This window comes from Rhizobium sp. KNZ14-9A (genome assembly GCF_056755015.1).
In genome coordinates this window covers 1563479-1586070 of sequence record NZ_JBPGXB010000004.1, presented here as the reverse complement: position 1 = coordinate 1586070, position 22592 = coordinate 1563479, and the positions used below count along the sequence as shown (strand labels likewise).

Here is a 22592-nt window from a genome sequence, read left to right as displayed (position 1 = left end):
GAGGGGGCCGATGATCCTTTCCGAACTTCAGCAGCAGATCCGCGATCTCGCGCGTGACTTCGCCCGCGAGCGGCTGGCGCCGGGCGCGGCCAAACGCGACCGGGAATCTCTTTTCCCGCGTGAAGAATTGAAGGAAATGGGCGAACTTGGGCTTCTCGGCATGCTGGTGCCCGAGGCCTATGGCGGATCGGATACCGGTGTCATCGCCTATGCCGCAGCCATTGAGGAGATCGCGGCCGGTGACGGGCCATGCTCGACCATCATGAGCGTGCACAGTTCGGTCGGCTGCGTGCCGATCCTGAAATTCGGCAATGAGGAGCAGCGCCAGCGCTTCCTGCCGAAACTTGCGAGCGGTGAATGGATCGGCGGCTTTGCGCTGACGGAGCCTCAGGCGGGTTCGGATGCCTCGAACCTGAAGACGCGGGCGCGGCGCGACGGCGACCATTATGTGCTCGATGGTTCAAAGCAATTCATCACCTCGGGCAAGAACGGCCAGGTCATCATCGTCTTTGCGGTCACTGATCCCGAGGCCGGCAAGAAGGGTATCACCGCCTTCATCGTGCCGACCGATACGCCGGGTTATGAGGTGATCCGGGTCGAGGAAAAGCTTGGCCTTCATTCCTCCGACACCTGCCAGATCGCCTTCACCGGCATGCGCATTCCGGCCGAGCTCAGGCTCGGTGAGGAGGGCGAGGGCTATCGTATCGCGCTTGCCAATCTCGAGGGCGGGCGGATCGGAATTGCAGCGCAGGCCGTCGGCATGGCGCAGGCGTCCTTCGAGGCGGCGCGCGACTATGCACGTGAGCGGACTGCCTTCGGCAAGCCGATCGTCGAACACCAAGCCGTTGCCTTCCGGCTCGCCGACATGGCGACGCGGATCGAGGCGGCGCGCCAGCTCGTCTTCCATGCGGCCTCGCTAAGGGAGGCGGGACAGCCATGCCTGTCGGAGGCTTCGATGGCCAAGCTCTTTGCCTCTGAGATGGCCGAGCGTGTCTGCTCAGATGCGATCCAGATCCATGGTGGCTATGGTTACATAGCCGACTATCCGGTGGAGCGGATCTATCGCGATGTGCGCATCTGCCAGATCTATGAGGGAACAAGCGACGTGCAGCGCATGGTGATTGCCCGCAACCTATAACGATAAGGTCCGGCTTCTGGAGGAGAGGAGCGGGGCCGATAGAGGGAGGAAAAAGACCACATGGTGGAATCTGCTCGTTTGAGCCTGCATGTCCCCGAACCCGCCGTCCGCCCGGGCGGCCATCCCGATTTTTCCAATGTCAAGATCGCCAAGGCTGGGTCGGTGCCACGGCCGGAAGTCGATGTCGCGTCTGAAGACATCCGCGAGCTTGCCTATTCGATCATTCGCGTGCTGAACCGCGACGGCGAGGCGGTCGGTCCCTGGGCAGGGTCTTTGACGGACGAGAAATTGCTGACCGGGCTTCGAAACATGATGAAGCTGCGCGCCTTCGATGCCCGCATGCTGATGGCGCAGCGGCAGGGCAAGACCTCCTTCTACATGCAGCATCTCGGTGAAGAGGCGGTCAGCTGCGCCTTCCGCAAGGCGCTGCAGAAGGGAGACATGAATTTCCCGACCTATCGCCAGGCCGGCCTCTTGATCGCCGACGACTACCCGATGGTCGAGATGATGAACCAGATCTACTCGAACGAGAGTGATCCGCTGCGCGGGCGCCAGCTCCCCATCATGTATTCCTCCAAGGAGCACGGCTTCTTCACGATCTCGGGCAATCTCGCCACGCAATATGTGCAGGCGGTGGGCTGGGCCATGGCCTCGGCGAGCAAGAATGACAGCCGCATTGCCGCCGCCTGGATCGGAGATGGCTCGACAGCGGAATCGGATTTCCACTCGGCGCTGGTCTTTGCCTCCACCTATAAGGCGCCTGTTATTCTCAACATCGTCAACAATCAGTGGGCGATCTCCACCTTCCAGGGTATTGCCCGCGGTGGCTCCGGCACCTTTGCGGCCCGTGGCCTCGGCTTCGGTATTCCGGCGTTACGGGTCGATGGCAACGATTATCTCGCTGTCCATGCCGTCGCCCGCTGGGCGGCTGAGCGCGCCCGGCGCAATCTTGGCCCGACGCTGATCGAATATGTCACCTATCGCGTCGGCGCCCATTCGACCTCCGACGATCCGAGCGCCTATCGCCCGAAGACGGAATCGGAAGCCTGGCCGCTCGGCGATCCCGTCCTGCGGCTGAAGAAACACCTGATCGTCAGGGGCGTCTGGTCAGAGGAGCGCCATACTCAGGCCGAAGCGGAGATCCTGGATGAGGTGATTGAGGCTCAACGTCAGGCCGAGGGGCACGGCACGCTGCATGACGGCGGCAAGCCCTCGGTGCGCGATATCTTCGAAGGCGTCTATGCCGAGATGCCGCCGCATATCCGCCGCCAGCGGCAGAAGGCGGGGTACTGACATGGCCCGGATGACGATGATCGAGGCCGTACGCAGCGCCATGGATGTCTCGATGGCGCGCGATGACAATGTCGTGGTCTTCGGCGAGGATGTCGGTTACTTCGGCGGCGTCTTCCGCTGCACGCAGGGCCTGCAGGCGAAATACGGCAAGACGCGCTGCTTCGACACGCCGATCAGCGAATCCGGCATCGTCGGCACGGCGATCGGCATGGCGGCCTATGGGCTGAAGCCCTGCGTCGAAATCCAGTTCGCCGATTATATGTATCCGGCTTACGACCAGCTGACGCAGGAGGCGGCGCGTATCCGCTACCGCTCAAACGGCGATTTCACCTGCCCGATTGTCGTGCGCATGCCGACCGGCGGCGGCATTTTTGGTGGCCAGACCCACAGTCAGAGCCCGGAAGCGCTCTTCACCCATGTCTGCGGCCTGAAAGTGGTGGTGCCGTCCAATCCCTATGACGCCAAAGGCCTGCTGATTGCCGCGATCGAGGATCCCGATCCTGTCATGTTCCTGGAGCCGAAGCGGCTCTATAACGGACCTTTCGATGGCCATCACGAGCGGCCGGTGACGCCATGGTCGAAGCACGATCTTGGCGAGGTACCGGAGGGACATTTTACGATCCCGATCGGCAAGGCTGAGGTACGGCGCACGGGCTCGGCTGTGACGGTCATTGCCTACGGCACGATGGTGCATGTGGCGCTCGCCGCCGCCGAAGATGCCGGCATCGATGCGGAAGTGATCGATCTCCGGAGCCTTTTGCCACTCGACCTCGATACGATCGTCAAATCCGTCACCAAGACCGGGCGCTGCGTCGTCGTGCATGAAGCCACACTAACCTCGGGCTTCGGTGCGGAGGTCGTGTCGCTGGTTCAGGAGCATTGCTTCTATAATCTGGAAGCCCCGGTCGTGCGTGTCGCCGGCTGGGATACGCCCTATCCGCATGCACAGGAATGGGATTATTTTCCCGGACCCGGCCGCGTCGGGCGCGCGCTTGCCGAAGTGATGGAGGCCTGAATCATGGGCGAATTCATCATCAAGATGCCGGATGTCGGCGAAGGTGTCGCCGAGGCAGAGCTTGTCGAATGGCATGTGAAGACCGGCGATCCAGTGCGCGAGGACATGGTGATCGCCGCCGTCATGACCGACAAGGCCACCGTCGAAATTCCCTCGCCCGTCAGCGGCACGGTGACCTGGCTGGCCGGTGAGATCGGCGATCGGATTGCCGTCAAGGCGCCGCTGGTACGCATCGAGACGGCAAGCGGCGCCGGAGAGGAGGAACCCGAGACGGTTCCTCAGCCGCAGCCCGCTGAGCCGGTGAAAGCACAAGCTCCGAAACCCGTTCCAAAGGCACCGGCGCCGGCAGCTCCGCCGACCGAAAAGCCACTCGCTGCGCCATCGGTACGGCTGTTTGCCCGCGAGAGCGGTGTAGATCTAAGGCAGGTGCAGGGCACAGGTCCGGCCGGCCGCATCCTGCGCGAAGATATCGAACAGTTCCTGAACCAGGGTTTAGCACCCGCTCCGGCGCGTGCCGGCCTGGCAAAGAAGACGACGACCGAGGAGATCAAGCTGACCGGTCTTCGGCGCCGCATCGCCGAAAAGATGGTGCTTTCGACCTCACGCATTCCCCACATCACCTATGTGGAGGAAGTGGATATGACGGCGCTCGAGGAACTGCGCGCCACCATGAATGCCGACCGCAAGGCCGAGCATCCCAAGCTGACGGTGCTGCCCTTCCTGATGCGGGCGCTCGTCAAGGCGATTTCCGATCAGCCCTATGTCAACGCCACCTTCGATGATGATGCCGGCATCATCACGCGCCATAGCGCCGTGCATATCGGCATCGCCACGCAGACGCCGGCGGGGCTCACCGTGCCCGTCGTGCGGCATGCCGAAGCGCGCGGCATCTTCGATTGCGCAGTCGAAATGAGCCGGCTGGCGGAAGCGGCGCGTTCTGGTACCGCAACGCGTGACGAACTCTCAGGCTCGACCATCACCATCAGTTCGCTCGGCGCGCTCGGCGGCATCGTTTCCACGCCCGTCATCAATCACCCGGAAGTGGCGATCATCGGCGTCAACAAGATCGCGATACGGCCGGTCTGGGACGGTGCGCAATTTGTGCCGCGCAAGATGATGAACCTCTCCTCCAGCTTCGATCACCGCATCATCGACGGCTGGGACGCGGCGACCTTCGTGCAGCGCATCCGCACGCTGCTCGAAACCCCGGCGCTCATTTTCATCGAAGGCTGAGCCATGAAAGAGATTGTCTGCAAGCTCCTCGTCATCGGTGCAGGTCCCGGCGGTTATGTTTGCGCCATCCGTGCCGGCCAGCTCGGCATCGACACTGTCATCGTCGAGGCCGGTAAGCCGGGCGGTACCTGCCTGACGGTCGGCTGCATTCCCTCCAAGGTGCTGATTCATGCCGCAGAGGAATTCGACGCCACGCAGAAAATGCTGACGGGCAAGAATCCGATGGGCATCCGCGTCGAGGGCGCCTCGATCGATCTGGCAAAAACAATCACCTGGAAGGACGGTATCGTCGGCCGGCTGACGAGCGGCGTCTCCGGCCTGTTGCAGAAGGCGCGCGTGAAGATCGTCCACGGCCGCGCTCATTTCCGCGATGGCAAGACGGTCGAGGTAGAGACGGAGACCGGCCAGCAGATCATTCGTGCCGAGACCGTCGTCATTGCCACGGGCTCCGATCCGGTGGAGCTCCCGAACCTGCCTTTTGGCGGCCGCGTTATTTCTTCGACCGAGGCGTTGTCGTTGGGCGAGTTGCCGAAAAATCTCGTCGTGGTCGGCGGCGGCTATATCGGGCTGGAACTCGGGATAGCCTTCGCGAAGATGGGGTCACAGGTGACGATGGTCGAGGCAACGCAGCAGGTGCTGCCGCAATATGATGCCGATCTCGTTCGGCCTGTCATGCGCAAGATGACCGAGCGCGGCATCCGCGTCTTGACCGGTGCGAAGGCGATCGGCCTTTCCGATGCTGGTGATGGACTTGTCGTCGAAACGCCTGACGGCCGGCAACAGGCGCTTGCCGCAGACCGTATTCTGGTGACTGTCGGCCGCCGTCCGAGAACGGCTGGCTCAGGCCTCGAAGAGCTTGATCTCGACCGCGCCGGTCCGTTCCTCAGGATCGACGATCGCTGCCGCACGTCCATGCGCGGCATCTATGCCATCGGTGATGTTACCGGCGAGCCTATGCTGGCGCATCGGGCCATGGCGCAGGGGGAAATGGTGGCGGAGATCGTTGCCGGAAAGAAACGCGCCTGGGACAAGCGCTGCATTCCGGCGATCTGTTTTACCGATCCGGAAATCGTCAGCGCCGGTCTGTCCCCGTCGGAAGCACGCGCCCAGGGTTATGATATTAGGACCGGCCAGTTTCCCTTCAGCGCCAATGGGCGGGCGATGACCATGCTCTCGGAGGAGGGATTCGTGCGGGTGGTGGCGCGGGCCGACACCAATCTGGTCCTCGGCCTGCAGGCGGTGGGCGCTGGGGTTTCCGAGCTCTCGGCCGCCTTCGCGCTTGCCATCGAAATGGGCGCGCGGCTGGAAGATATCGCCGGCACGATCCATGCTCATCCGACGCGCGGCGAAGCGGTCATGGAAGCGGCACTGAAAGCCCTGGGGAACGCTCTTCACATTTGAGCCGCTCGCCGCCTGCCGATAGTGGGGGCTACTCTGCGTCAGGTTCCGCGCCGGTCGAGCGCCGGTCGATGAGTTCTCCCGAAAGGCGGATGGTCGTGGTTGCCCGCAGCAGCGCCGATGTATCTCCCTCGATCATTTCGACGACGACGCGCACGATTTGCAGGCGGAGCGGAATTTTCCTATCTCTTCATCGCCCACGATCTTGCAGTCGTCCGGCATATCGCAGACCGTGTGGCGGTGATCTATCTCGGCAGGATCGTCGAGATCGGACCGAAAAAGTCCGTCTATTCCATGCCGCAGCACCCCTATACGCAGGCGCTGCTATCGGCAGCACCCGAGCCCGATCCCGATCGCAAGGCAAACCGCATCGTGCTGCAGGGCGACGTTCCAAGCCCCTCCCGCGTCCCGCCGGGCTGCAGCTTCCATACGCGCTGTCCGATCGCAAAAGACATCTGCAAGATCAATCGGCCGGCGCTGCGCGAAGTCTCGCCGAACCAGTTCTCAGCCTGCCATTTTGCCGCGCCCAATCCGCTATCGCAGCCAGGCAGGCTGAAGCTATCGATCTTCAGTGCACCAGGCCTGCCGGTACATCTTCGATCGTTCCCTCGACGGGCAGGTTTATGCCGCTCTCGGCGAGATCCTGCAGCAGCGCGCCAAGCGCGAGATCGAGGCAATAGACGGAGAACTCGGCATTGAGTTCCCGGGCGTTCTGACGGGCGTAGGAAACGAGCCGCGCGAGCGAGGCGATATCGCGCAGTCGTTGATCCTTCTCGACGTGCCGAGTTCGATGATGTCTTCCGTTGCCATTCTCACTGAGCTCCCCAGACGTGTTGGAAGGAGTTCTAGCGGATGCGGTCGAGGAAAGCGCGTGACACGGGCGTGACACCAGTTTGGATGGCGTATCGGGAGGCGGCAACACAGTTGAGCCAGGCCGACAGAGCTAGAAGCCTGCCTTTCGCAGAGCCTCGCGATACTGTTCCTTCTGCCACGCCTCTTTGAAGGGCACGAGCGTCAGCCATCTATCGACGTCGAAATCGGGATTGGTTTCGCGTGCCTTGCACATGTAGAGGCGGGCCTTTTTCACGTCGCCGAGCATCGCCCAGCAGGCGGCTGCAACCCGGTCGGCCGGCGTGCGATCATCCATTCTGCTGATCACACCCAGCGCTTCCCTATAGCGGAAGAGGGCCGCGCGGACATTCGCTGTCAGGTCTGTCGAGCAGATAGCAAAGCGTCAACAAACCCTTTTCGGGGAAGGATACAGGCTCCCCCGCCGCGTTCAGCAGCCGCAATGTACCGAATGACTCGAGCCTGAGGGACATGGGACGGTATCGTCCGCTTTTACTCTGTGCGGGATTCCGGCTCGTCCATTCTCAGCGCGTTCAGCGGAATGTCGCTGCTTTCGGCCTGCGCCATCGCCTTGACGAGCGAGATGATCGTCTCGCGAATGCGCCGGTCCTCGATCTTCACGAAGGCCCTGTTAAGGACGAGACCTTCCTTCGACCGCAGAAATTCTGTGACCGGATCGGCAGGGGCAGACAAATTGAGACCGGCAAGGCTCGGCGCTTCCAAATCGTCCTGCTCGAAAAAGAAGGCTGGCGAGGTGCGCAGCACTTCGGCGATCTTCTGCAGGCGGCTTGCGCCGATGCGGTTGATGCCCTTTTCATATTTCTGCACTTGCTGGAAGGTAACGCCGATCTGTTCGGCAAGCCGCTCCTGGCTCATGCCGAGAAGCTGTCTGCGCCTGCGCATACGCATGCCGACATAGGTATCAATCGCGTTCGGTGTCTTGACGTTCATGGCCTACCTTCTGTCTCTTTCGCATTTCAGTCCATTGACTTGTAGACGGCATCGCGCCGCTTTTCTACGATTTGTTTTTGAGATCATATGAAGGCCGATCTTGACCGGCTCTGCTTTCTCCGACCTTCGGTGATCGGGCTGTCCTGTTGTCTATTCCGGTTTTGCCACGCCCATCCTGGAATGTGATGGTCGGGCGTTCTTTGGAGATTAATTTTCATCTAAATTGGTAGAAAATTGGTATTCCATTCCGCGCTCGGATCACGCGAAACCGCTATCACCTCTCCTGAACAACTCGAATGTCAAATGAGGGAACGCAATGCTTTCGAAATCCTTCGCCGGCCTCTTTGCCGGCGCGATCCTCGCCGCCTTCGTGGGCGCACCGGCACAGGCCGATGCGGTAAAGATCGGCAGCAAGAATTTCACCGAACAGTTCGTCGTCGCCGAGATCTACGCGCAGGCGCTTGAAAAGGCCGGCGTCGAAGTCGAGCGCCACCTCAACCTCGGTGCCACGCTTGTTGCCCATACGGCGCTGACGAACGGCGATATCGATCTCTATCCGGAATATACCGGCACGGCGCTTGCCGCCGTCGTCAAGGGTGACCTGTCGGGCTCTGCCGACAAGATCTATTCCGACGTCAAGGATTATTACGAGAAGAACCTCAAGCTGACGCTTCTGCAGCCGACGCAGATCAACAACGGCTATGCGATCATCACGCTTCCGGAAACCGCCGAGAAGTACAAGCTGAAGACGCTGAGCGACCTCGGTCCGGTCTCCAAGAACTTGACCTTTGGCGCGGAGGGCGGCTTTGGCGAGCGCAAGGATGGCTTGCCGGGGCTGAAGCAGACCTACGGTATCGAGTTTAAGGAATTCAAGATCTTCGCCAAACTCGGCATCCGCTATAGTGCGCTGACGAGCAAGGATCTCGACGTTTCCTACGGCTTTGCGACCGACTGGCAGATCTCCGACAACAAGCTGGTCGTGCTCGACGACGACAAGCATCTCTTCCCGCCCTATTACCTCGTGCCGGTCGTGCGCCAGGATGCACTCGCCAAGAACCCGAAAATCACCGAGGTTCTGAACAAGATCAGCCCGCTCCTCAACAACGAGACCATGCGCGAGCTGAACGCCAAGGTCGATCGCGATAAGGAAGAGCCGGCAGACGTCGCCGCGGAATTCCTGAAGGCCAAGGGCATCTGATCGAGAGCGACGCGCAAGTTTCGCTTTCCCTGAAGAAAAAATGCGGCGAAGCTTGCAGCTTCGCCGCTTTGTCGTGATCGTGCAGACAGGATTTCTCGCGTTTGAACTGGGCACCCAAGCATATTCCGGAAATCGCGCTTGCCGTCTGGCAGCATCTGGTGCTGTCGATTTCGTCCGTGCTCATCGGCCTTGCGATCGCGCTCGTGCTCGGCATCGTCTGCGCCCGCCGGCCGAGGCTCTATGCCTTCGCGCTGACGGTGACGAACATCATCTTCGTCATTCCGAGTCTGGCGCTCTTTGCGCTGCTGATCCCCTTCGTCGGCCTCGGTATGAAGCCGGCGTTGATCGGGCTTTCCTCCTATTGCTTGCTGATCCTGCTGCGCAACGTCGTTACCGGTATCCGCGGCGTTCCGGCCGATGTGCTCGACGCTGCCGACGGCATGGGCTACGGCCCGTGGCAGCGGCTCTTCCGCATCGAACTGCCGCTCGCTCTGCCGCTGATCGTCTCCGGCGCCCGCATCGCGCTCGTCACCGTCATCGGTATTGCGACGGTCGCTGCCTTTATCGATGGCGGAGGGCTCGGCACGATCATCCTGATCGGCATCGATCAGGAATATGCCGAGAAGATCCTGGTCGGCGGCATTCTGACGGCACTGCTGGCCATCATCTTCGATTTCATTCTCACCCGGGCCGAGCAGGCCCTGGTGCGCTGGCAGTGAGGGCGCGGCGATGCTGAGCACTGCCTTCTTTTGGATCGTCGATCACCAGGACGAATTCTTCCGCGCCCTCGGCCGCCATCTCCTGATGTCCGGCGTGTCACTGGCGATCGCACTCGTCATTGCGCTGCCATTGGCGATCCTGATCGTCAATCACGGCCGCTTCGCCTTCGGTGTCATCAACATCGTCAATGGCCTCAGGACCATTCCGAGCCTTGCGATCCTGGCAATCATGCTGCCGCTTCTCGGCATCGGCATCCTGCCGTCGATCGTTGCACTGACGGTGCTTGCCCTGCCGCCGATCTTGCTCAATGCCTATGTCGGGTTGCGCGATGTCGATGCCGATGCGGTGGAGGCGGCGATCGGCATGGGCATGAGCAGAAGCCAGGTTCTACGCAAGATCCGCATTCCGCTGGCAGCCCCCGCCATGTTTGCCGGCGCCCGCACAGCGGCCGTCCAGGTACTGGCGGGAGCGACGCTCGCGCCCTTCATCGGCGGCGGCGGGCTCGGCGATTTCATCGCCACGGGCATCGGCATGATGGACATGTCGCGGCTCATCGTCGGCGCCGTGCCGATCGCGATCCTGGCGCTTGCCACCGAATTCATTCTCGGCCGCGCCGAGAAGTATCTATTTGCAGAAAGAACCGCCGCATGATCCGCATGGAAAATGTCACCAAGCGTTATGGCGAAAGCGCTGCGCCCTCGGTCGACAACCTGACGCTTGATGTGCCTGAGGGCTCGACGGTCGCGCTGATCGGTCCGTCGGGCTGCGGCAAGACGACGACGATGCGCATGATCAACCGGCTGATAGAGCCGACTGAGGGGCGCATCTTCGTCAATGGCGAGGACGTGACAAAAGCCGATCCGGTCAAGCTTCGCCGCCATATCGGTTACGTCATCCAGAATGTCGGCCTCTTTCCGCACATGACGATCGCCGAGAACATCGCTGCCGTCCCGAACCTGCTCGGCTGGGACCAGCCGCGGATCGCAAAGCGCACCGAGGAATTGCTTGATCTCGTCGGTCTCGATCCGAAGGAAATGTTGAAGCGTTATCCGCGCCAGCTTTCCGGCGGTCAGCGCCAGCGCATCGGCGTGGCGCGCGCCCTTGCCGCCGATCCCTCGGTGCTGCTGATGGACGAGCCCTTCGGCGCGATCGACCCGATCGCCAGAACGCGTCTCCAGGACGAGTTCAGACAGATCCTCAAGCGCGTGCGCAAGACGGTGGTGCTAGTGACTCACGATCTCGACGAGGCGATCCGCCTTGGCGATCGGATCGCCATCATGCGTGCCGGCAGGATCGTGCAATATGATGCGCCGGATGCGATCCTCTCCCATCCGGCTGACGAGTTCGTCGCGAATTTCGTAGGCATTGATCGTGCGATCAAGCGGCTCAGCCTGTTTTCGGTTGCCGATGCGATGCGGCCCGGTGCTCCCTCCTCACCTTCTGCCAGTGTCACTGCAAGCGCCAATCTGCGCGATGCGCTGTCGCTGATGGTCGCCGCCAACAGCGATGTGCTTTCGGTGGTCGATGGCGGTGGCATTGTTACCGGGCAGCTGACACGCGACGCGATTTTCTCGATCTGAGTGCAGGAGTTTCTGATGCATCTCGGCTTTTCCCTCACACCTTTCGGCCATCACCCCTCCGCCTGGCGTGAGGCCACAGCACCTGAACATCTCGGTTTCGATGCGCTGCTGTCTCAAGTTGCTAAGGCGGAGGAAGCCGGTTTCGATTTCGTCGTGCTTTCCGACCGGCTCGGCGGGCGGCCGATCGATGATCTCTCGCCCATTGCTACGCCCTTCGAGCCGACGACACTGGTCGCAGCTCTTGCGACGAAGGCGCGCCGGATCGGCTTCCTGGCGGCTGCTGCAACCAGTCAGCACGAGCCTTATAATCTCGCCCGGCGCTTTGCGTCGCTGGATCAGATCAGCGGCGGCCGAACGGGTTGGGTCGCTCTTCCCGTATCCGGCGAATTCGAACGCGACCAGGAATATCTCGGTCTCGTTAGCGGGCTCTGGGACAGTTGGGAAGACGACGCTTTCATCTACGACAAGGCTGAGGGACGTTTCTTTGAACAGGACAAAATGCACGTGCTCAACCACAGGGGCGAACATTTCACGGTGCGTGGGCCGCTCAACGTCAATCGCTCGCCGCAGGGCAAGCCGGTTATCGCCCAGCTTCTGAGCGGAGAAAGCAAAGCATTGGCTGCGCGCCACGCTGAAATCGTTCTTCTTCAGGACCCGACGCCGGAAAGTGCCAACGAAACCGCCGCCGACTTCGTCCGCAGGCTCGAAGCGGTCGGCCGTCGACGACAGGATGTTCGGATACTGGCTAATGTCGTGCCGATCGTCGCGGAAGCTCCCGATGCGGCGCAGGCGGCAAGCAATGCGCTCCGATTTGGCGAGGCGGACCGGGCAAGCCAGCCGCTGTCTGCCGCACGTCTGGTCGGCACGCCGGCCGAAATCGCCCGCTCTCTACAGCAATGGCTCGGGCTTGGTCAGATCGACGGTTTTACGATCCTGCCGCCGACGGTCGCGATCGGACATCTGTTCTTCACGCAAGTGGTTCCGGAATTGCGCCGCCTCGGGCTGACAAAGGCGACGGCCGGCGTGACGTTGCGCGATCGTCTTGGTCTCGTCCGTCCGGTCCATCCGGCGGCACCATTGGAGCGTGCATCATGAGCGGCGATTGCAAGATGAGACTTGGCGCCTTCCTGATGGCGGGCGGCCATCACATTGCGGCCTGGCGTCATCCTGACGCCCATGCCCCGGCCGGCGTCGATATCGACCATTTCATCGAGCTTGCCCGTATCGCCGAGCGCGGCAAATTTGACATGCTCTTCGTCGAGGATGCCGCCGCCATCCGCGAGCGCAATCCTGAGATGGCGAGCCAGGCGGCGCGTTCGACGGCTTTCGAGCCGCTGAGCCTGCTTGCTGCCCTTGCCGTGAGCACCACGCATATCGGCCTCGTGGCAACCGCCTCGACAACCTATAACGAACCCTACGGCCTTGCCCGCACCTTCGCCTCGCTCGATCAGTTGAGTGCCGGCAGGGCAGGATGGAACCTCGTCACGTCGGCAAGCGAGCTTGAGGCCGAGAATTTCGCAAGCAGCGGCCTTCGCCCGCATTCCGAGCGCTACGAACGGGCCGAGGAATTTGCCGATGCAGCACTCGCCCTCTGGGACGGCGTGGAGGAGGGGGCCCATCTGCCTGAAGGCGGGGCTCAATTTGCCGATCGCACCAGGCTCCATCCGGTGCATCATCGCGGCAAGCATTTTACAGTCGAGGGTCTGCTCGAAAGCCCACGCTCAGCCCAGGGCCGGCCAATCATGGTGCAGGCTGGTGCCTCCGACGTCGGCAAGGAGCTCGCCGCCCGCACGGCAGACGTCGTCTTTGCTGCCTCCCAGACGCTTGCCGAAGCCCAGGCCTACTATGCCGATGTGAAGTCGCGTCTTGCCAAATACGGGCGCAAGCCCGACGACATCAAGATCATGCCCGGCATATCGCCGATCGTCGGCGCCACCGAAGCCGAGGCGAAGGCAAAATACCGCGCGCTGCAGGAACTCATCCCGGACGCCGTCGGCGTCGCCCTGCTTGCAAGCTACCTCAGCATCCAGGACCTCTCGGCCTATCCGCTCGATGGGCCGCTGCCGGACATGCCGCAGACCAACCTCATCCAGAGCCGCCAGCAGCTGATCATCGATCTCGGCAGGCGCGAGAACCTTTCTATCCGCGAACTCGCACGCCATTTCGCCGGCGCCCGCGGCCACTGGCAGGTTGCCGGCACGCCGGTGCAGATTGCCGATGCGATGGAAGAACGCTTTGCCGAAGGCGCTGCCGACGGCTTCAATGTCATGGCGCCGCTCTTTCCCTCGGGGCTTGAGGACTTTGTCACCCATGTGGTGCCGGAACTGCGTCGCCGCGGCCTCTTCCGGCATGACTATGAGGGCCGCACGCTTCGCCAGAACCTCGGTCTCGGCACACCCGCCAAACGATAAAACGAGATGACAATGGACCCGATCTATATCGACTATCTGAACGCCTTCGACATCGAGGCGCTCGACCTGACCAACGATGAAATCCTGGCGGCGATCGAAACCTCGCTAGCCGCCCAGGGCAGGGGCCAAACGGTCATCGAACCGCGTGTTCATCTTGAGCCGGATGCGAGCTTTCACGGCCATTTCAATGTCCTGCGCGGCTATGTAGCGCCGCTCGGCCTTGCCGGTGTGAAGGTCGTCGGCGACTATGTCGACAATTACAAGCTCGGCTATCCCTCCGAATTCGGCGTGCTCAACCTCTTCGATCCGCGCACCGGCGTGCCGAAGGCGATCCTTGATGCAACCGTCATCACCGACATGCGCACGGGCGCCGTCACCGCGCTTGGTGCCCGGCATCTCGCCCGCAAGGGTTCGAAGGTGCTCGGCCATATCGGTGCGCGTGGCACCGCGTATTGGAACGTGCGCCTGCTCGATCATCTCTTCGATTTCGACGAGATCCGCGTGCATTCGCGCCGGCCGGAAAGCCGTGATGCCTTTGGCGCCAAGCTGGAGACCGACCTCGGCAAGAAGATCATCGTGGTCGACAACTGGCGCGATTGCGTGGAGGGGGCCGATATCGTCGTCGAGGCATCACGCCTATCGCAACCCGAACCGCTTCTGAAGACGGAGTGGATCAAGAAGGGCGCCTTCGTCGTGCCCTACGGCACGATGAGTGCCGTCGAACTCTCGTTGACCGACATCATGGCCAAACTCGTCGTCGACGATTGGGGTCAGTGCAAGACCGGCAAATTCGGCTCGCTGCGCGCCCATGTCGAGACCGGCAGGCTTTCCGAGGAGACGCTGCATGCCGAACTCGGACAGGTCGTCGCCGGCCTGAAGCCCGGCCGCGAGAGCGAGGACGAGACCATCCTGCTCTGGCACCGCGGCCTGTCACTCAGCGACATCGCGCTTGGCCACGCGCTGCTTTCCAAGGCGCGCTCGGCTGGTATCGGCCAGAGGCTGCGCTTCGCATGACGGAAATCCTGCTGACCGGCTCCGGCATCACCATTGCCGACATCGTGGCGATCGCCCGTGGCGATGCCACCGTCGAGGCTTCCGATGCGGTCCGTGAGCGGATGATTGCCGCGCGGCGCATCCTGGAAGGTGCCGCAGCGGCTGGCCAGCAGATCTACGGCATGAATACCGGGCTCGGCGCCAATCTGAAGACGGCGGTGACTGGAGATTTCGAGGCCTTCCAGCTTCAATTGATCCGCGGCCGCGGCATGGCGGTCGGTGAAGCACTGCCGCGCGACGCGACCCGTGCGGTGATCGCCGCCAGGCTCTCGATGCTGGCCCTTGGCGGATCCGGCATTTCGCTGCCCGTCTTCGAGGCGCTGCTTGTCATGCTGAATGCCGGCGTTCATCCGGTGATGCCGTCAATCGGCTCGATCGGTGCGGGTGACCTCGTGCTCCTGTCTGCCATGGCCCGCGCCCTGGTCGGCGAAGGAAAAGCCGAATATCGCGGCATCGTCTATCCGGCGAATGAAGCCCTTGAGCTTGCGGGCATTGCACCGGCGAGCCTGCAGCCAAAGGACGGGATTTCGCTTCTCAATGCATCGGCCGTCTCTGCCGGTCGTGGCGCCCTCGTATTGCACGACGCCAAACGACTGCTCGATGCCCAGCGCCAGGCGGCTGCTTTGAGCTTCGAGGGCCTTGCCGGCAATCCACTCATCCTCTCGCCGGCCATCCAACGCGCCCGGCCAGCAGTGGGGCAGGCAGAGGAAGCCAGCCGGCTGCTGCAGATGCTTGAGGGCTCGACACTTTTCGACGCAAGCGCCGCCATCCAGGATCCGCTCAGCCTGCGCTGTCTTGCGCCGATCCATGGGGCGCTTGCCGATGCGCTGTCGAAGGCGATCGAAGCCGTCGAGATCGAGCTGAATGCCGCGGCCGACAATCCCGTTGTTCTCCTGGAAGAGCAACAGGTGCTGTCATCAGGTAACTTCCAGACGCCAGCGCTTTCTCTTGCCTTCGAGACATTGGGGCTCGCGGTCGCTCAGACAGCTGCGGCATCCGCCGCACGTTTCATCCAGCTGACGGGCTCGGGTCGCAACGGCCTGCCGCGCTATCTCTCCCCCTCGGCGGTCCATCGGCGGGTTTCGTGCCGATGCAGAAGACAGTAGCGGCGCTGATGGCCGATATCAGGCACAAGGCCAATCCTGTCATGCTCGACTTCCTTGCCGTGTCGGAAGGTGTCGAGGATCATGCAACGCAATCGTCCCTTGCCGTGCGCAAGCTCGGCGAGATGCTGGAGTTGTGGCGCCTAATCACCGCCTGCGAAATGCTGGCGGCTGCCCAGGCTGTCGACCAGCGTCCCGGACACCGCTGCGGTGCGGAGACGAAAGGGACTCATGCCTTTGTTCGAGGCCTCGCGCCGGTCATGACGGAGGATCGTTCGCTCGGCGAAGACGTAGCTGTCCTTGCTTCGCACCTGCTCGACGAACAGTACGGCGAGTGAAGAGCATGCATCTTGCTAGCCTTGCAATGTATGTCACGTCGCAACCGCTTGCGGAGGCCACGGCCGAACTCTGGTCGTTCCTTCGGCACTATCTTGCGCAGGCCGGGCTTTCGGATCTGCCAGAGAGCCTCGACATCACGGTCCCTTATGACGAGGCCTGGCTACGTGAGGACCTGCTCTTTTCTCAGACCTGCGGCTATCCCTATGTAAAGCGATTGCGTGGCAAGGTGCGCCTCGTTGCCACGCCTGTCTACGCCCATCCTGGCTGCAACGGTCCCCTGATGCGCAGCTTCATCGTCGTGCGCCGCGCTTCCACCTTCGCTTCGGTTCCAGACTTGCGCGGCGCGACAGCCGCCATCAACAGTCCTGACAGCAATTCCGGGGCAAATCTGCTTCGAGCGGCGGTTGCTCCACTTGCTCGCAATGGCCGCTTCTTCGGTAGCACGGTCGAGACCGGCAGCCATGGCGGCAGCATCGATGCGGTGTCGAGCGGGCAGGCGGATTGCGCAGCAATCGACTGCATCACCTTTGCCAATCTCCTGCGCTTTGCGCCAGATCGTGTGGAAGGCGTCCGCATCCTTGCAGACACACCTGCAACGCCAGGTCTGCCCTTCATTACCGGAGGTAAGGTTTCGGATGCGGACGTGGCATTGATGCGCGAGGCACTTGTCGCAGCGATCACCGCACCATCGCTTTCCGGTGCGCGCGATATTCTCGGCCTCATCGATATCGCGATGCTTACGGACGCCGACTACGAACCGGTTCTGTCGCTTGCCCGAGGCGCGCTTGAGACAGGTTACAGCGACTGGATGGATTGAAGCCTCCAAGGACGCCAACTCGTAAGACCGGTTCTCCGCCCATCACGGCTGAACATTCAGGCGCCAAGAAAAACATCACCAAATTTGTGATATTGTGATTTATGCTTGTTCCAATTTTGTGATTATGCGATCCTTTCTGGCACCGAAGCCAACGATTTCGACGTGTCTCACGTGTGAGGGGAGAGTGTTCAATGGCGCGCATCACGCTCAGGCAGTTGCTGGATCACGCGGCGGAGGAGGGGTACGGCGTTCCCGCCTTCAATATCAATAACATGGAACAGGCGCTCGCCATCATGGAAGCCGCGGATGCGGCTCGCGCGCCCGTCATCATGCAGGCATCGCGCGGCGCGCGCGCCTATGCTCATGACATCATGCTCAAGCACATGATGGATGCGGTCGTCGAAATCTACCCGCATATCCCGGTTTGCGTGCATCTCGACCACGGCAACGATCCGGCCAGCTGCATGACGGCTATCCAGGCGGGCTTTACCTCCGTGATGATGGATGGCTCGCTGAAAGCGGATGCGAAGACACCCGCCGACTGGGACTACAATGTCGGCGTGACCAAAAGAGTGACCGAGATGGCGCATCTCGGCGGCATTTCCGTTGAAGGCGAGCTCGGTGTGCTTGGCTCTCTGGAGACGGGCATGGGAGAGGCCGAAGACGGGCACGGCGCCGAAGGCAAACTGTCTCACGATCAGCTGCTGACGAACCCGGACGAGGCGGCGAAATTTGTGCGCGAGACGCAGGTCGATGCACTGGCGATCGCCATGGGCACCTCGCACGGCGCTTACAAATTCACGCGCAAGCCAGATGGTTCGGTGCTGGCGATGAATGTCATCGAAGAGATCCACCGCAAGCTGCCAAACACGCATCTCGTCATGCACGGCTCGTCGTCAGTTCCAATCGAGCTGCAGGAGATCATCAACAAATATGGCGGCCGGATGGAACCCACATGGGGCGTGCCCATCGAGGAAATTCAGCGCGGCATCAAGAATGGCGTTCGCAAGGTCAATATCGACACCGACGGCCGGATGGCCATGACCGGGCAGATCCGCCGGATATTGCAGGAAGATCCGAGCGAATTCGATCCCCGCAAATATCTGAAGCCAGCAATGGCCGCGCTCGCCAAGCTTTGCAAGGAGCGCTTCGAGCAGTTCGGCACCGCCGGCATGGCGGAGCGGATTACGCCCCTCCCTGTTTCGGCGATGGCAAAGCGCTATGCGTCCGGTGCGCTCGATCCGGTCTTTTCCTAAAGCGTGGCGCGCATGTCGCTATCGCAAACCGCTGCACAGTTTTTGCGCGACATGCTTTAGATCTCATCGGCTGACGGGGCGGGCGCTTTTTTCCGGTTCGATGTCTGGTGTGCCGGCTGCCAGCGTCTGGCCGTGAAACGCCTTGAGCAGGGAGACGACATCGTTGATCTCATGTTCGACACGCGGGGCGTCCCAGCCGAGCGCTTTCGCAGCGATGCCTGCAATATCGACCAAACCTTCGTAGGTCAGCTGGCCCTCGATTGCGATCGTCGTGCGCCGCAAAACGATATCCGAGAGATGGACCACAAGCTCATTGCGCGCGATCCAGTCTATTTCCCGAAAGCTGTAATGTGCGGCTCCCGACAGGCGCCGCTCGTCGGAATGTTCGGAGGAGAATGTTGCCACCGCCTCGACCGTCGTTCCGTAGCGGTTCAGAAGCTGTTCTGCGCGCGCGGCCGTCATGCCTGCAGCCTTCGCGATCCTGTCAACGAAGACCCGTCTTGCCTGCGCGTCGGCTGGAAAAGCCTTTCCGCCACCGATCGCAAGATAGCGGGTTGATTGCTTGCGCGAACGCTCCAGCCGGGAAAGAACACTGTCGGCAACCTCCTCGGCAAAACCGCGAAACGTCGTCCACTTGCCGCCGACCAGCGACATGATGGCAAAAGGCCGCTTGCCATCCGCTTCGATGACCGGCGCTGAATGGTCGCGGCTGATCAGGCCGGGCGCTGTTCCGTCGGAGGCGGGAAGCGGCCGGATGCCGCTATAGGTGTAGACGATCTGGTCGCGATCGAAGCGCAATGTCGGCAGCAGCGATCTGAGGCTTTGCAGGAAGTAATCGATTTCGGGTTCCTCGCAGCGCACTGTGTCGGGATCCCGGCTCGGGATATCCGTGGAGCCGACGAGCGCAAGCCCGAGATAGCCGTACACCAGGCAGATGCGGCCGTCGTCGGCTTCGAAATAGATCATGTGGCCGTTGAGGCTGCGCACCAGTTCGGGATGATCGATCAGGATATGCGAACCCTTCGTGCCGCCGATCAGGTGCGAGGGCGCGCCGAGCGCTTCGTTGACATGATCGATCCACGGGCCTGCCGCGTTCACGACGAGCCTCGGACGCACCGAGAATTCGCCGCCATCCTCCCGTTGGAAGTTCAGACGGCCTTCCGCGCAGGCGGTCAGTGTGACGAAATTTGCCGCGGTACAATGCGGGTTCGCCTCCAGCCCATCCTTGACGAGTTCATAGACGAGGCGTTCCGGCCGGCTGATTTTTGCGTCGTAGTAGATACCCCCGGCGACAATCGCCTAAGTCACATGCGGCATTTCTCGCCTGGCCCTCTTTTTCAGGATCAGCCGGTGGCGCGGCATCACGCGGTCGCGTGAACCGAAGAAGTCGTAAAGGGAAAGACCGATCTTGATGAGAACGGCGCCGCGGCTGCGGGGCGCAGTCTTTGAGCCGAACAATGTCTGCAGTGCCGCCCAGATGCCGCGTGTCCACGAAAAGATCGGAATGAATGTCGGCAGCGCTTCGACGCAATGCGGCGCGTTTTTCAAGAGCAGATTACGCTCCAGTGTGGATTGGGCAACCAGGCCGAATTCTCCGGTTTCCAGATATTTCAATCCACCGTGAATGAGGCGGGACGGCGCAGCACTCGTCCCGGAACCAAAGTCCGATTTGTCGACGATCATGCAGCTGACGCCCTGAGCCGCGAGGTCGCGAAACAGTCCGGCGCCATTGATGCCTGCTCCAAGGATCACGACGTCGACATCGTGCTCGCGGATATCCGGGCTGCGCCCAAGCGTGTCGGGGGTCATGGTGCTGTTGTCCTAAACTGCGGCCTCTGCCGCGCTGTCCTGCGCAAGGCCGGCGATCTTCGGCCAAAGCGGCGTCATTGTTTCTGCAATTTCGAGGAAGAGGCGGTAGCGCTTTTCGTAATCGGCGCTGCGGGCAGCGTCCGGCTTGCAGGTCTTGCCCTGCTTGTCCTTTGTTGGAGCGCTTTGCGGGTCCGGGTAAAGATCGGCGCCTGCGCCAGCGCAAATGGCAGCCCCCCAAGCCGCCGCCTCGTCGGTGCCGGTTACCGTCACCGGCATTGCAAGCACATCCGCAAACAGCTGTGCGACTGCGGGATTGCGTGACACGCCGCCGGCAAGGCGCGCTTCCTTGACGGCAAAGCCGTCACGCAGGGCATCGACATGGATGCGATGGTTGAACGCGATGCCTTCCATGACGGCCCTCAGCATGTCGCCGCGGTCATGCCAGCCGCCGAGCCCGAAGAAGCTTGCGCTTGCCGATGCACCGTAAGGAGAGCCGAAGAGATAGGGATGGAAAAGCACCGACGACGGCCGGTCAAAAGCCGCCTCGATCTCCGATGCCAGCAAAGCGTGAATGGACATGCCCTTGGTTTCGCAGTCCGTCCATTCTCGGCCACATAGTTTTTCGATGAACCATTCGTAGTTCGCGCTCGATGCAGGCGAAATCGACATGCTGTTCCAGACGCCTGGCGCAATTCCATTGCGGCAGAACCAGCGTCGATCGACGCGCGGTTCGAAAGACAGCGTCTCATTGATCGAATAGGTTCCGGCAATGACGGCGACGATGCCGTCGGCATAACCACCCGCGCCGAGCGCCGAAGCGGTCACGTCATGCAATCCGGCAGCCACGGGCGTGCCCTCAAGGAGGCCTGTCAACCGCGCTGCATCGGCCGTTATTCGTCCAACGATCTCGTCCGAACGCGAGGCCGGCGGCAGAGCTTTGGCAAGCGCCTGCAAGCCGAACAGGCGCAGTGCGTCCTCACTATAGTCTTGTGTCCTGACATCGGTGAAGGACGTGCTTGCTTCGGTGCGATCGGTGCCGACGGTGCCGGTCAGGCAAAATCGCAGCCAGTCCTTGCAGCTCATGATGTGGCCGATACGCTTAAACCGTTCCGGCTCATGATCCCGAATCCAGGCCAGCAGCGCCGACGGGGCGGAGACATGCGGCACCTGACCTGTGAGCGCGATCGCCTCGTCGGCGACCTTGTTGGCAGTCCATTGATCGACGATATCACCCGCCCGGCTGTCCAAGGATACGATGCCGTTGCCAAGCGGCTCCTGCGCCTGATCCAGCACATAAATGCCATCGCCATGCGCCGTTGCCGCCACGGCCTGGATATCGCTTGCCGGACGGCCGCTGAGGATGACGGCCTCGCGGATCGCCTCAGCCGTCGCGGTCCACAACGCGCGCATGTCCCGTTCCACGAAACGCGGCCGCGGGATGAGCTGGCTAACGCGCCGCCGGGCGACGGCGATCGGCGTGCCGTCGATATCGAAAATGACGGCTTTCGTGACGGTCAGGCCGCTATCAATCCCGAGAAGGCTCGGCATGCACATTCACCTTTCTATCGCGACCGGGCGGTCCGCTCACATGCGCCCGTTGCCGGTCCTGGCAATCACGACATTGATGTCCCTGGACCGCATCCGGTCGATGTGAACGGGGAGGGTCTTGTCGTCGACGATGACGACGTCGAATTCATCGAGCGCCGCGAAGCTGTGAAGCGCGCGCCGTTCGAATTTGGTGTGGTCGGCAAGCAGGATGCGTTTGACAGAACAGTCGAACATGGCGCGCTTGGTATCGACGGTCTCGGGCGATTGATGCAGCACGATGCCGTCGTTAATGGCCGACATGGAGATAAATGCGATATCCGCCCGCAAGCCCCTGATCTCGTTGATCGTCATGCGTCCCATGAAGGCATTGCACCAGTTGTAATACTGGCCGCCGAGCGCGAGCAGGGTGACGTCGTGCATGCCGGTCAACGCATTCATCAGCGTCAGCGAATTGGTGATGGCGGTGATCGGCACCCTCGAGGAGAGATGCGATGCCATCTGCAGGACAGTCGTGGAATCGTCGAAAAAGATGGCCTGTCCCGGTTCGACGAACTGCATGGCAGCCTCGGCGATCACTTTCTTTTCCGCCGACTGCCGGCTCGAGCGGTAGACATCGCTGGATTCGATAAGGTTGGTGGCAGCCGCCGTGACGATGCCGCGTGTCTTCCGGAAGATCCCGCGGCTCACGAGCTCATCCACATCGCGATGCGCCGTCATCAGGCTGATGCCGAAACGATCGGTCAGATCCTCGATCCGCATAGAACCTTCGCTCATGACGGCCTCCGCGATCATCCGCCGGCGCGCAACCTGGCGTGTCTGGCGGCTGTCGCTGGTCAGCTGGTCCAACAGCTCATCGCCCTGATTGGTCTTCTGTGTCACGG

Annotated in this window: 19 protein-coding genes and 3 pseudogenes; 16 read left to right on the top strand and 6 right to left on the bottom strand. The window is 61.8% G+C overall.

What is annotated here, in order from left to right:
- Positions 1 to 10 precede the first annotated feature (10 nt).
- From ACR9ZQ_RS37665 to ACR9ZQ_RS37640, 6 genes and pseudogenes are all read left to right on the top strand, one after another.
- Positions 11 to 1138: an acyl-CoA dehydrogenase family protein gene (locus ACR9ZQ_RS37665; protein WP_481430381.1), complete on the top strand. Its 1128-nt coding sequence runs from the start codon at positions 11 to 13 to the stop codon at positions 1136 to 1138.
- Between the two features lie 60 nt (positions 1139 to 1198).
- The gene (locus ACR9ZQ_RS37660; RefSeq protein WP_481430380.1) at positions 1199 to 2431 is read left to right on the top strand and encodes a thiamine pyrophosphate-dependent enzyme; all 1233 of its coding nucleotides are present in this window, start codon (positions 1199 to 1201) and stop codon (positions 2429 to 2431) included.
- Between the two features lies 1 nt (position 2432).
- Positions 2433 to 3446 carry an alpha-ketoacid dehydrogenase subunit beta gene (locus ACR9ZQ_RS37655; protein ID WP_310382310.1) on the top strand — a complete coding sequence of 338 codons (1014 nt, stop codon included), beginning with the start codon at positions 2433 to 2435 and terminating at the stop codon, positions 3444 to 3446.
- A 3-nt stretch (positions 3447 to 3449) separates the two neighbouring features.
- Positions 3450 to 4679 (top strand): dihydrolipoamide acetyltransferase family protein, encoded by a 1230-nt coding sequence (locus ACR9ZQ_RS37650; RefSeq protein ID WP_481430379.1) that lies wholly within the window; start codon positions 3450 to 3452, stop codon positions 4677 to 4679.
- 3 nt (positions 4680 to 4682) lie between these two features.
- The gene (lpdA, locus tag ACR9ZQ_RS37645; protein WP_481430378.1) at positions 4683 to 6080 is read left to right on the top strand and encodes a dihydrolipoyl dehydrogenase; all 1398 of its coding nucleotides are present in this window, start codon (positions 4683 to 4685) and stop codon (positions 6078 to 6080) included.
- A gap of 117 nt (positions 6081 to 6197) precedes the next feature.
- Positions 6198 to 6536, top strand: a pseudogene (locus tag ACR9ZQ_RS37640) (oligopeptide/dipeptide ABC transporter ATP-binding protein); the annotation flags it as partial.
- 109 nt (positions 6537 to 6645) lie between these two features.
- Here ACR9ZQ_RS37640 and ACR9ZQ_RS37635 read toward each other — a convergent pair.
- The 3 genes from ACR9ZQ_RS37635 to ACR9ZQ_RS37625 form a co-directional block, all read right to left on the bottom strand.
- Entirely contained in the window at positions 6646 to 6966 is a 321-nt protein-coding gene (locus ACR9ZQ_RS37635; protein WP_481431026.1) for a hypothetical protein, read from the bottom strand.
- 54 nt (positions 6967 to 7020) lie between these two features.
- Positions 7021 to 7236 (bottom strand): hypothetical protein, encoded by a 216-nt coding sequence (locus tag ACR9ZQ_RS37630; RefSeq protein WP_481430377.1) that lies wholly within the window; start codon positions 7234 to 7236, stop codon positions 7021 to 7023.
- Positions 7237 to 7418: 182 nt separating this feature from the next.
- Positions 7419 to 7877, bottom strand: coding sequence for a helix-turn-helix domain-containing protein (locus ACR9ZQ_RS37625; protein WP_481430376.1), 459 nt, complete (start codon positions 7875 to 7877; stop codon positions 7419 to 7421).
- Between the two features lie 316 nt (positions 7878 to 8193).
- On the opposite strand from ACR9ZQ_RS37625, the gene ACR9ZQ_RS37620 reads away from it, so the two are divergent.
- The 10 genes and pseudogenes from ACR9ZQ_RS37620 to fba all read left to right on the top strand — a co-directional run bounded on the left by ACR9ZQ_RS37620 (position 8194) and on the right by fba (position 18354).
- Positions 8194 to 9075 carry a glycine betaine ABC transporter substrate-binding protein gene (locus ACR9ZQ_RS37620; RefSeq protein WP_310382324.1) on the top strand — a complete coding sequence of 294 codons (882 nt, stop codon included), beginning with the start codon at positions 8194 to 8196 and terminating at the stop codon, positions 9073 to 9075.
- Between the two features lie 101 nt (positions 9076 to 9176).
- The gene (locus tag ACR9ZQ_RS37615) at positions 9177 to 9794 is read left to right on the top strand and encodes an ABC transporter permease (RefSeq protein ID WP_113183801.1); all 618 of its coding nucleotides are present in this window, start codon (positions 9177 to 9179) and stop codon (positions 9792 to 9794) included.
- A 10-nt stretch (positions 9795 to 9804) separates the two neighbouring features.
- Positions 9805 to 10446 (top strand): ABC transporter permease, encoded by a 642-nt coding sequence (locus ACR9ZQ_RS37610; RefSeq protein ID WP_481430375.1) that lies wholly within the window; start codon positions 9805 to 9807, stop codon positions 10444 to 10446.
- Entirely contained in the window at positions 10443 to 11375 is a 933-nt protein-coding gene (locus tag ACR9ZQ_RS37605) for an ABC transporter ATP-binding protein (RefSeq protein WP_310382325.1), read from the top strand. The genes ACR9ZQ_RS37610 and ACR9ZQ_RS37605 overlap by 4 nt, the downstream gene beginning before the upstream one ends.
- A gap of 15 nt (positions 11376 to 11390) precedes the next feature.
- Entirely contained in the window at positions 11391 to 12470 is a 1080-nt protein-coding gene (locus ACR9ZQ_RS37600; RefSeq protein ID WP_481430374.1) for an LLM class flavin-dependent oxidoreductase, read from the top strand.
- Positions 12467 to 13786, top strand: coding sequence for an LLM class flavin-dependent oxidoreductase (locus tag ACR9ZQ_RS37595; RefSeq protein WP_481430373.1), 1320 nt, complete (start codon positions 12467 to 12469; stop codon positions 13784 to 13786). Before ACR9ZQ_RS37600 ends, ACR9ZQ_RS37595 begins: the two co-directional genes overlap by 4 nt.
- 12 nt (positions 13787 to 13798) lie before the next feature.
- On the top strand, positions 13799 to 14800 hold the full coding sequence (locus ACR9ZQ_RS37590) for an ornithine cyclodeaminase family protein (protein WP_310382328.1): 1002 nt from the start codon (positions 13799 to 13801) through the stop codon (positions 14798 to 14800).
- Positions 14797 to 16280 (top strand): annotated as a pseudogene (locus ACR9ZQ_RS37585) (HAL/PAL/TAL family ammonia-lyase). Before ACR9ZQ_RS37590 ends, ACR9ZQ_RS37585 begins: the two are co-directional and overlap by 4 nt.
- Positions 16281 to 16285: 5 nt before the next feature.
- Entirely contained in the window at positions 16286 to 17098 is an 813-nt protein-coding gene (locus ACR9ZQ_RS37580) for a phosphate/phosphite/phosphonate ABC transporter substrate-binding protein (RefSeq protein WP_481430372.1), read from the top strand.
- Positions 17099 to 17289: 191 nt separating this feature from the next.
- Positions 17290 to 18354 (top strand): class II fructose-bisphosphate aldolase, encoded by a 1065-nt coding sequence (gene fba, locus ACR9ZQ_RS37575; protein WP_481430371.1) that lies wholly within the window; start codon positions 17290 to 17292, stop codon positions 18352 to 18354.
- A gap of 63 nt (positions 18355 to 18417) precedes the next feature.
- Here the strand turns inward: fba and ACR9ZQ_RS37570 are convergent.
- The 3 genes and pseudogenes from ACR9ZQ_RS37570 to ACR9ZQ_RS37560 form a co-directional block, all read right to left on the bottom strand.
- A pseudogene (locus ACR9ZQ_RS37570) lies at positions 18418 to 20163 on the bottom strand (glycerol-3-phosphate dehydrogenase/oxidase).
- Between the two features lie 12 nt (positions 20164 to 20175).
- Positions 20176 to 21711, bottom strand: coding sequence for an FGGY-family carbohydrate kinase (locus tag ACR9ZQ_RS37565; RefSeq protein WP_481430370.1), 1536 nt, complete (start codon positions 21709 to 21711; stop codon positions 20176 to 20178).
- Between the two features lie 36 nt (positions 21712 to 21747).
- Positions 21748 to 22590, bottom strand: a complete 843-nt coding sequence (locus ACR9ZQ_RS37560) for a DeoR/GlpR family DNA-binding transcription regulator (RefSeq protein WP_481430369.1) — start codon at positions 22588 to 22590, stop codon at positions 21748 to 21750.
- Between the last annotated feature and the right edge of the window lie 2 nt (positions 22591 to 22592).

Bases quoted from the DNA above. Each gene is read 5' to 3' on its own strand.
- ACR9ZQ_RS37665 (WP_481430381.1), top strand. From the start codon at position 11: ATGATCCTTTCCGAACTTCAGCAGCAGATCCGCGATCTCGCGCGTGAC.
- ACR9ZQ_RS37660 (WP_481430380.1), top strand. From the start codon at position 1,199: ATGGTGGAATCTGCTCGTTTGAGCCTGCATGTCCCCGAACCCGCCGTC.
- ACR9ZQ_RS37655 (WP_310382310.1), top strand. From the start codon at position 2,433: ATGGCCCGGATGACGATGATCGAGGCCGTACGCAGCGCCATGGATGTC.
- ACR9ZQ_RS37650 (WP_481430379.1), top strand. From the start codon at position 3,450: ATGGGCGAATTCATCATCAAGATGCCGGATGTCGGCGAAGGTGTCGCC.
- lpdA (WP_481430378.1), top strand. From the start codon at position 4,683: ATGAAAGAGATTGTCTGCAAGCTCCTCGTCATCGGTGCAGGTCCCGGC.
- ACR9ZQ_RS37625 (WP_481430376.1), bottom strand. From the start codon at position 7,877: ATGAACGTCAAGACACCGAACGCGATTGATACCTATGTCGGCATGCGT.
- ACR9ZQ_RS37620 (WP_310382324.1), top strand. From the start codon at position 8,194: ATGCTTTCGAAATCCTTCGCCGGCCTCTTTGCCGGCGCGATCCTCGCC.
- ACR9ZQ_RS37610 (WP_481430375.1), top strand. From the start codon at position 9,805: ATGCTGAGCACTGCCTTCTTTTGGATCGTCGATCACCAGGACGAATTC.
- ACR9ZQ_RS37605 (WP_310382325.1), top strand. From the start codon at position 10,443: ATGATCCGCATGGAAAATGTCACCAAGCGTTATGGCGAAAGCGCTGCG.
- ACR9ZQ_RS37600 (WP_481430374.1), top strand. From the start codon at position 11,391: ATGCATCTCGGCTTTTCCCTCACACCTTTCGGCCATCACCCCTCCGCC.
- ACR9ZQ_RS37595 (WP_481430373.1), top strand. From the start codon at position 12,467: ATGAGCGGCGATTGCAAGATGAGACTTGGCGCCTTCCTGATGGCGGGC.
- ACR9ZQ_RS37590 (WP_310382328.1), top strand. From the start codon at position 13,799: ATGGACCCGATCTATATCGACTATCTGAACGCCTTCGACATCGAGGCG.
- ACR9ZQ_RS37580 (WP_481430372.1), top strand. From the start codon at position 16,286: ATGCATCTTGCTAGCCTTGCAATGTATGTCACGTCGCAACCGCTTGCG.
- fba (WP_481430371.1), top strand. From the start codon at position 17,290: ATGGCGCGCATCACGCTCAGGCAGTTGCTGGATCACGCGGCGGAGGAG.
- ACR9ZQ_RS37565 (WP_481430370.1), bottom strand. From the start codon at position 21,711: ATGCCGAGCCTTCTCGGGATTGATAGCGGCCTGACCGTCACGAAAGCC.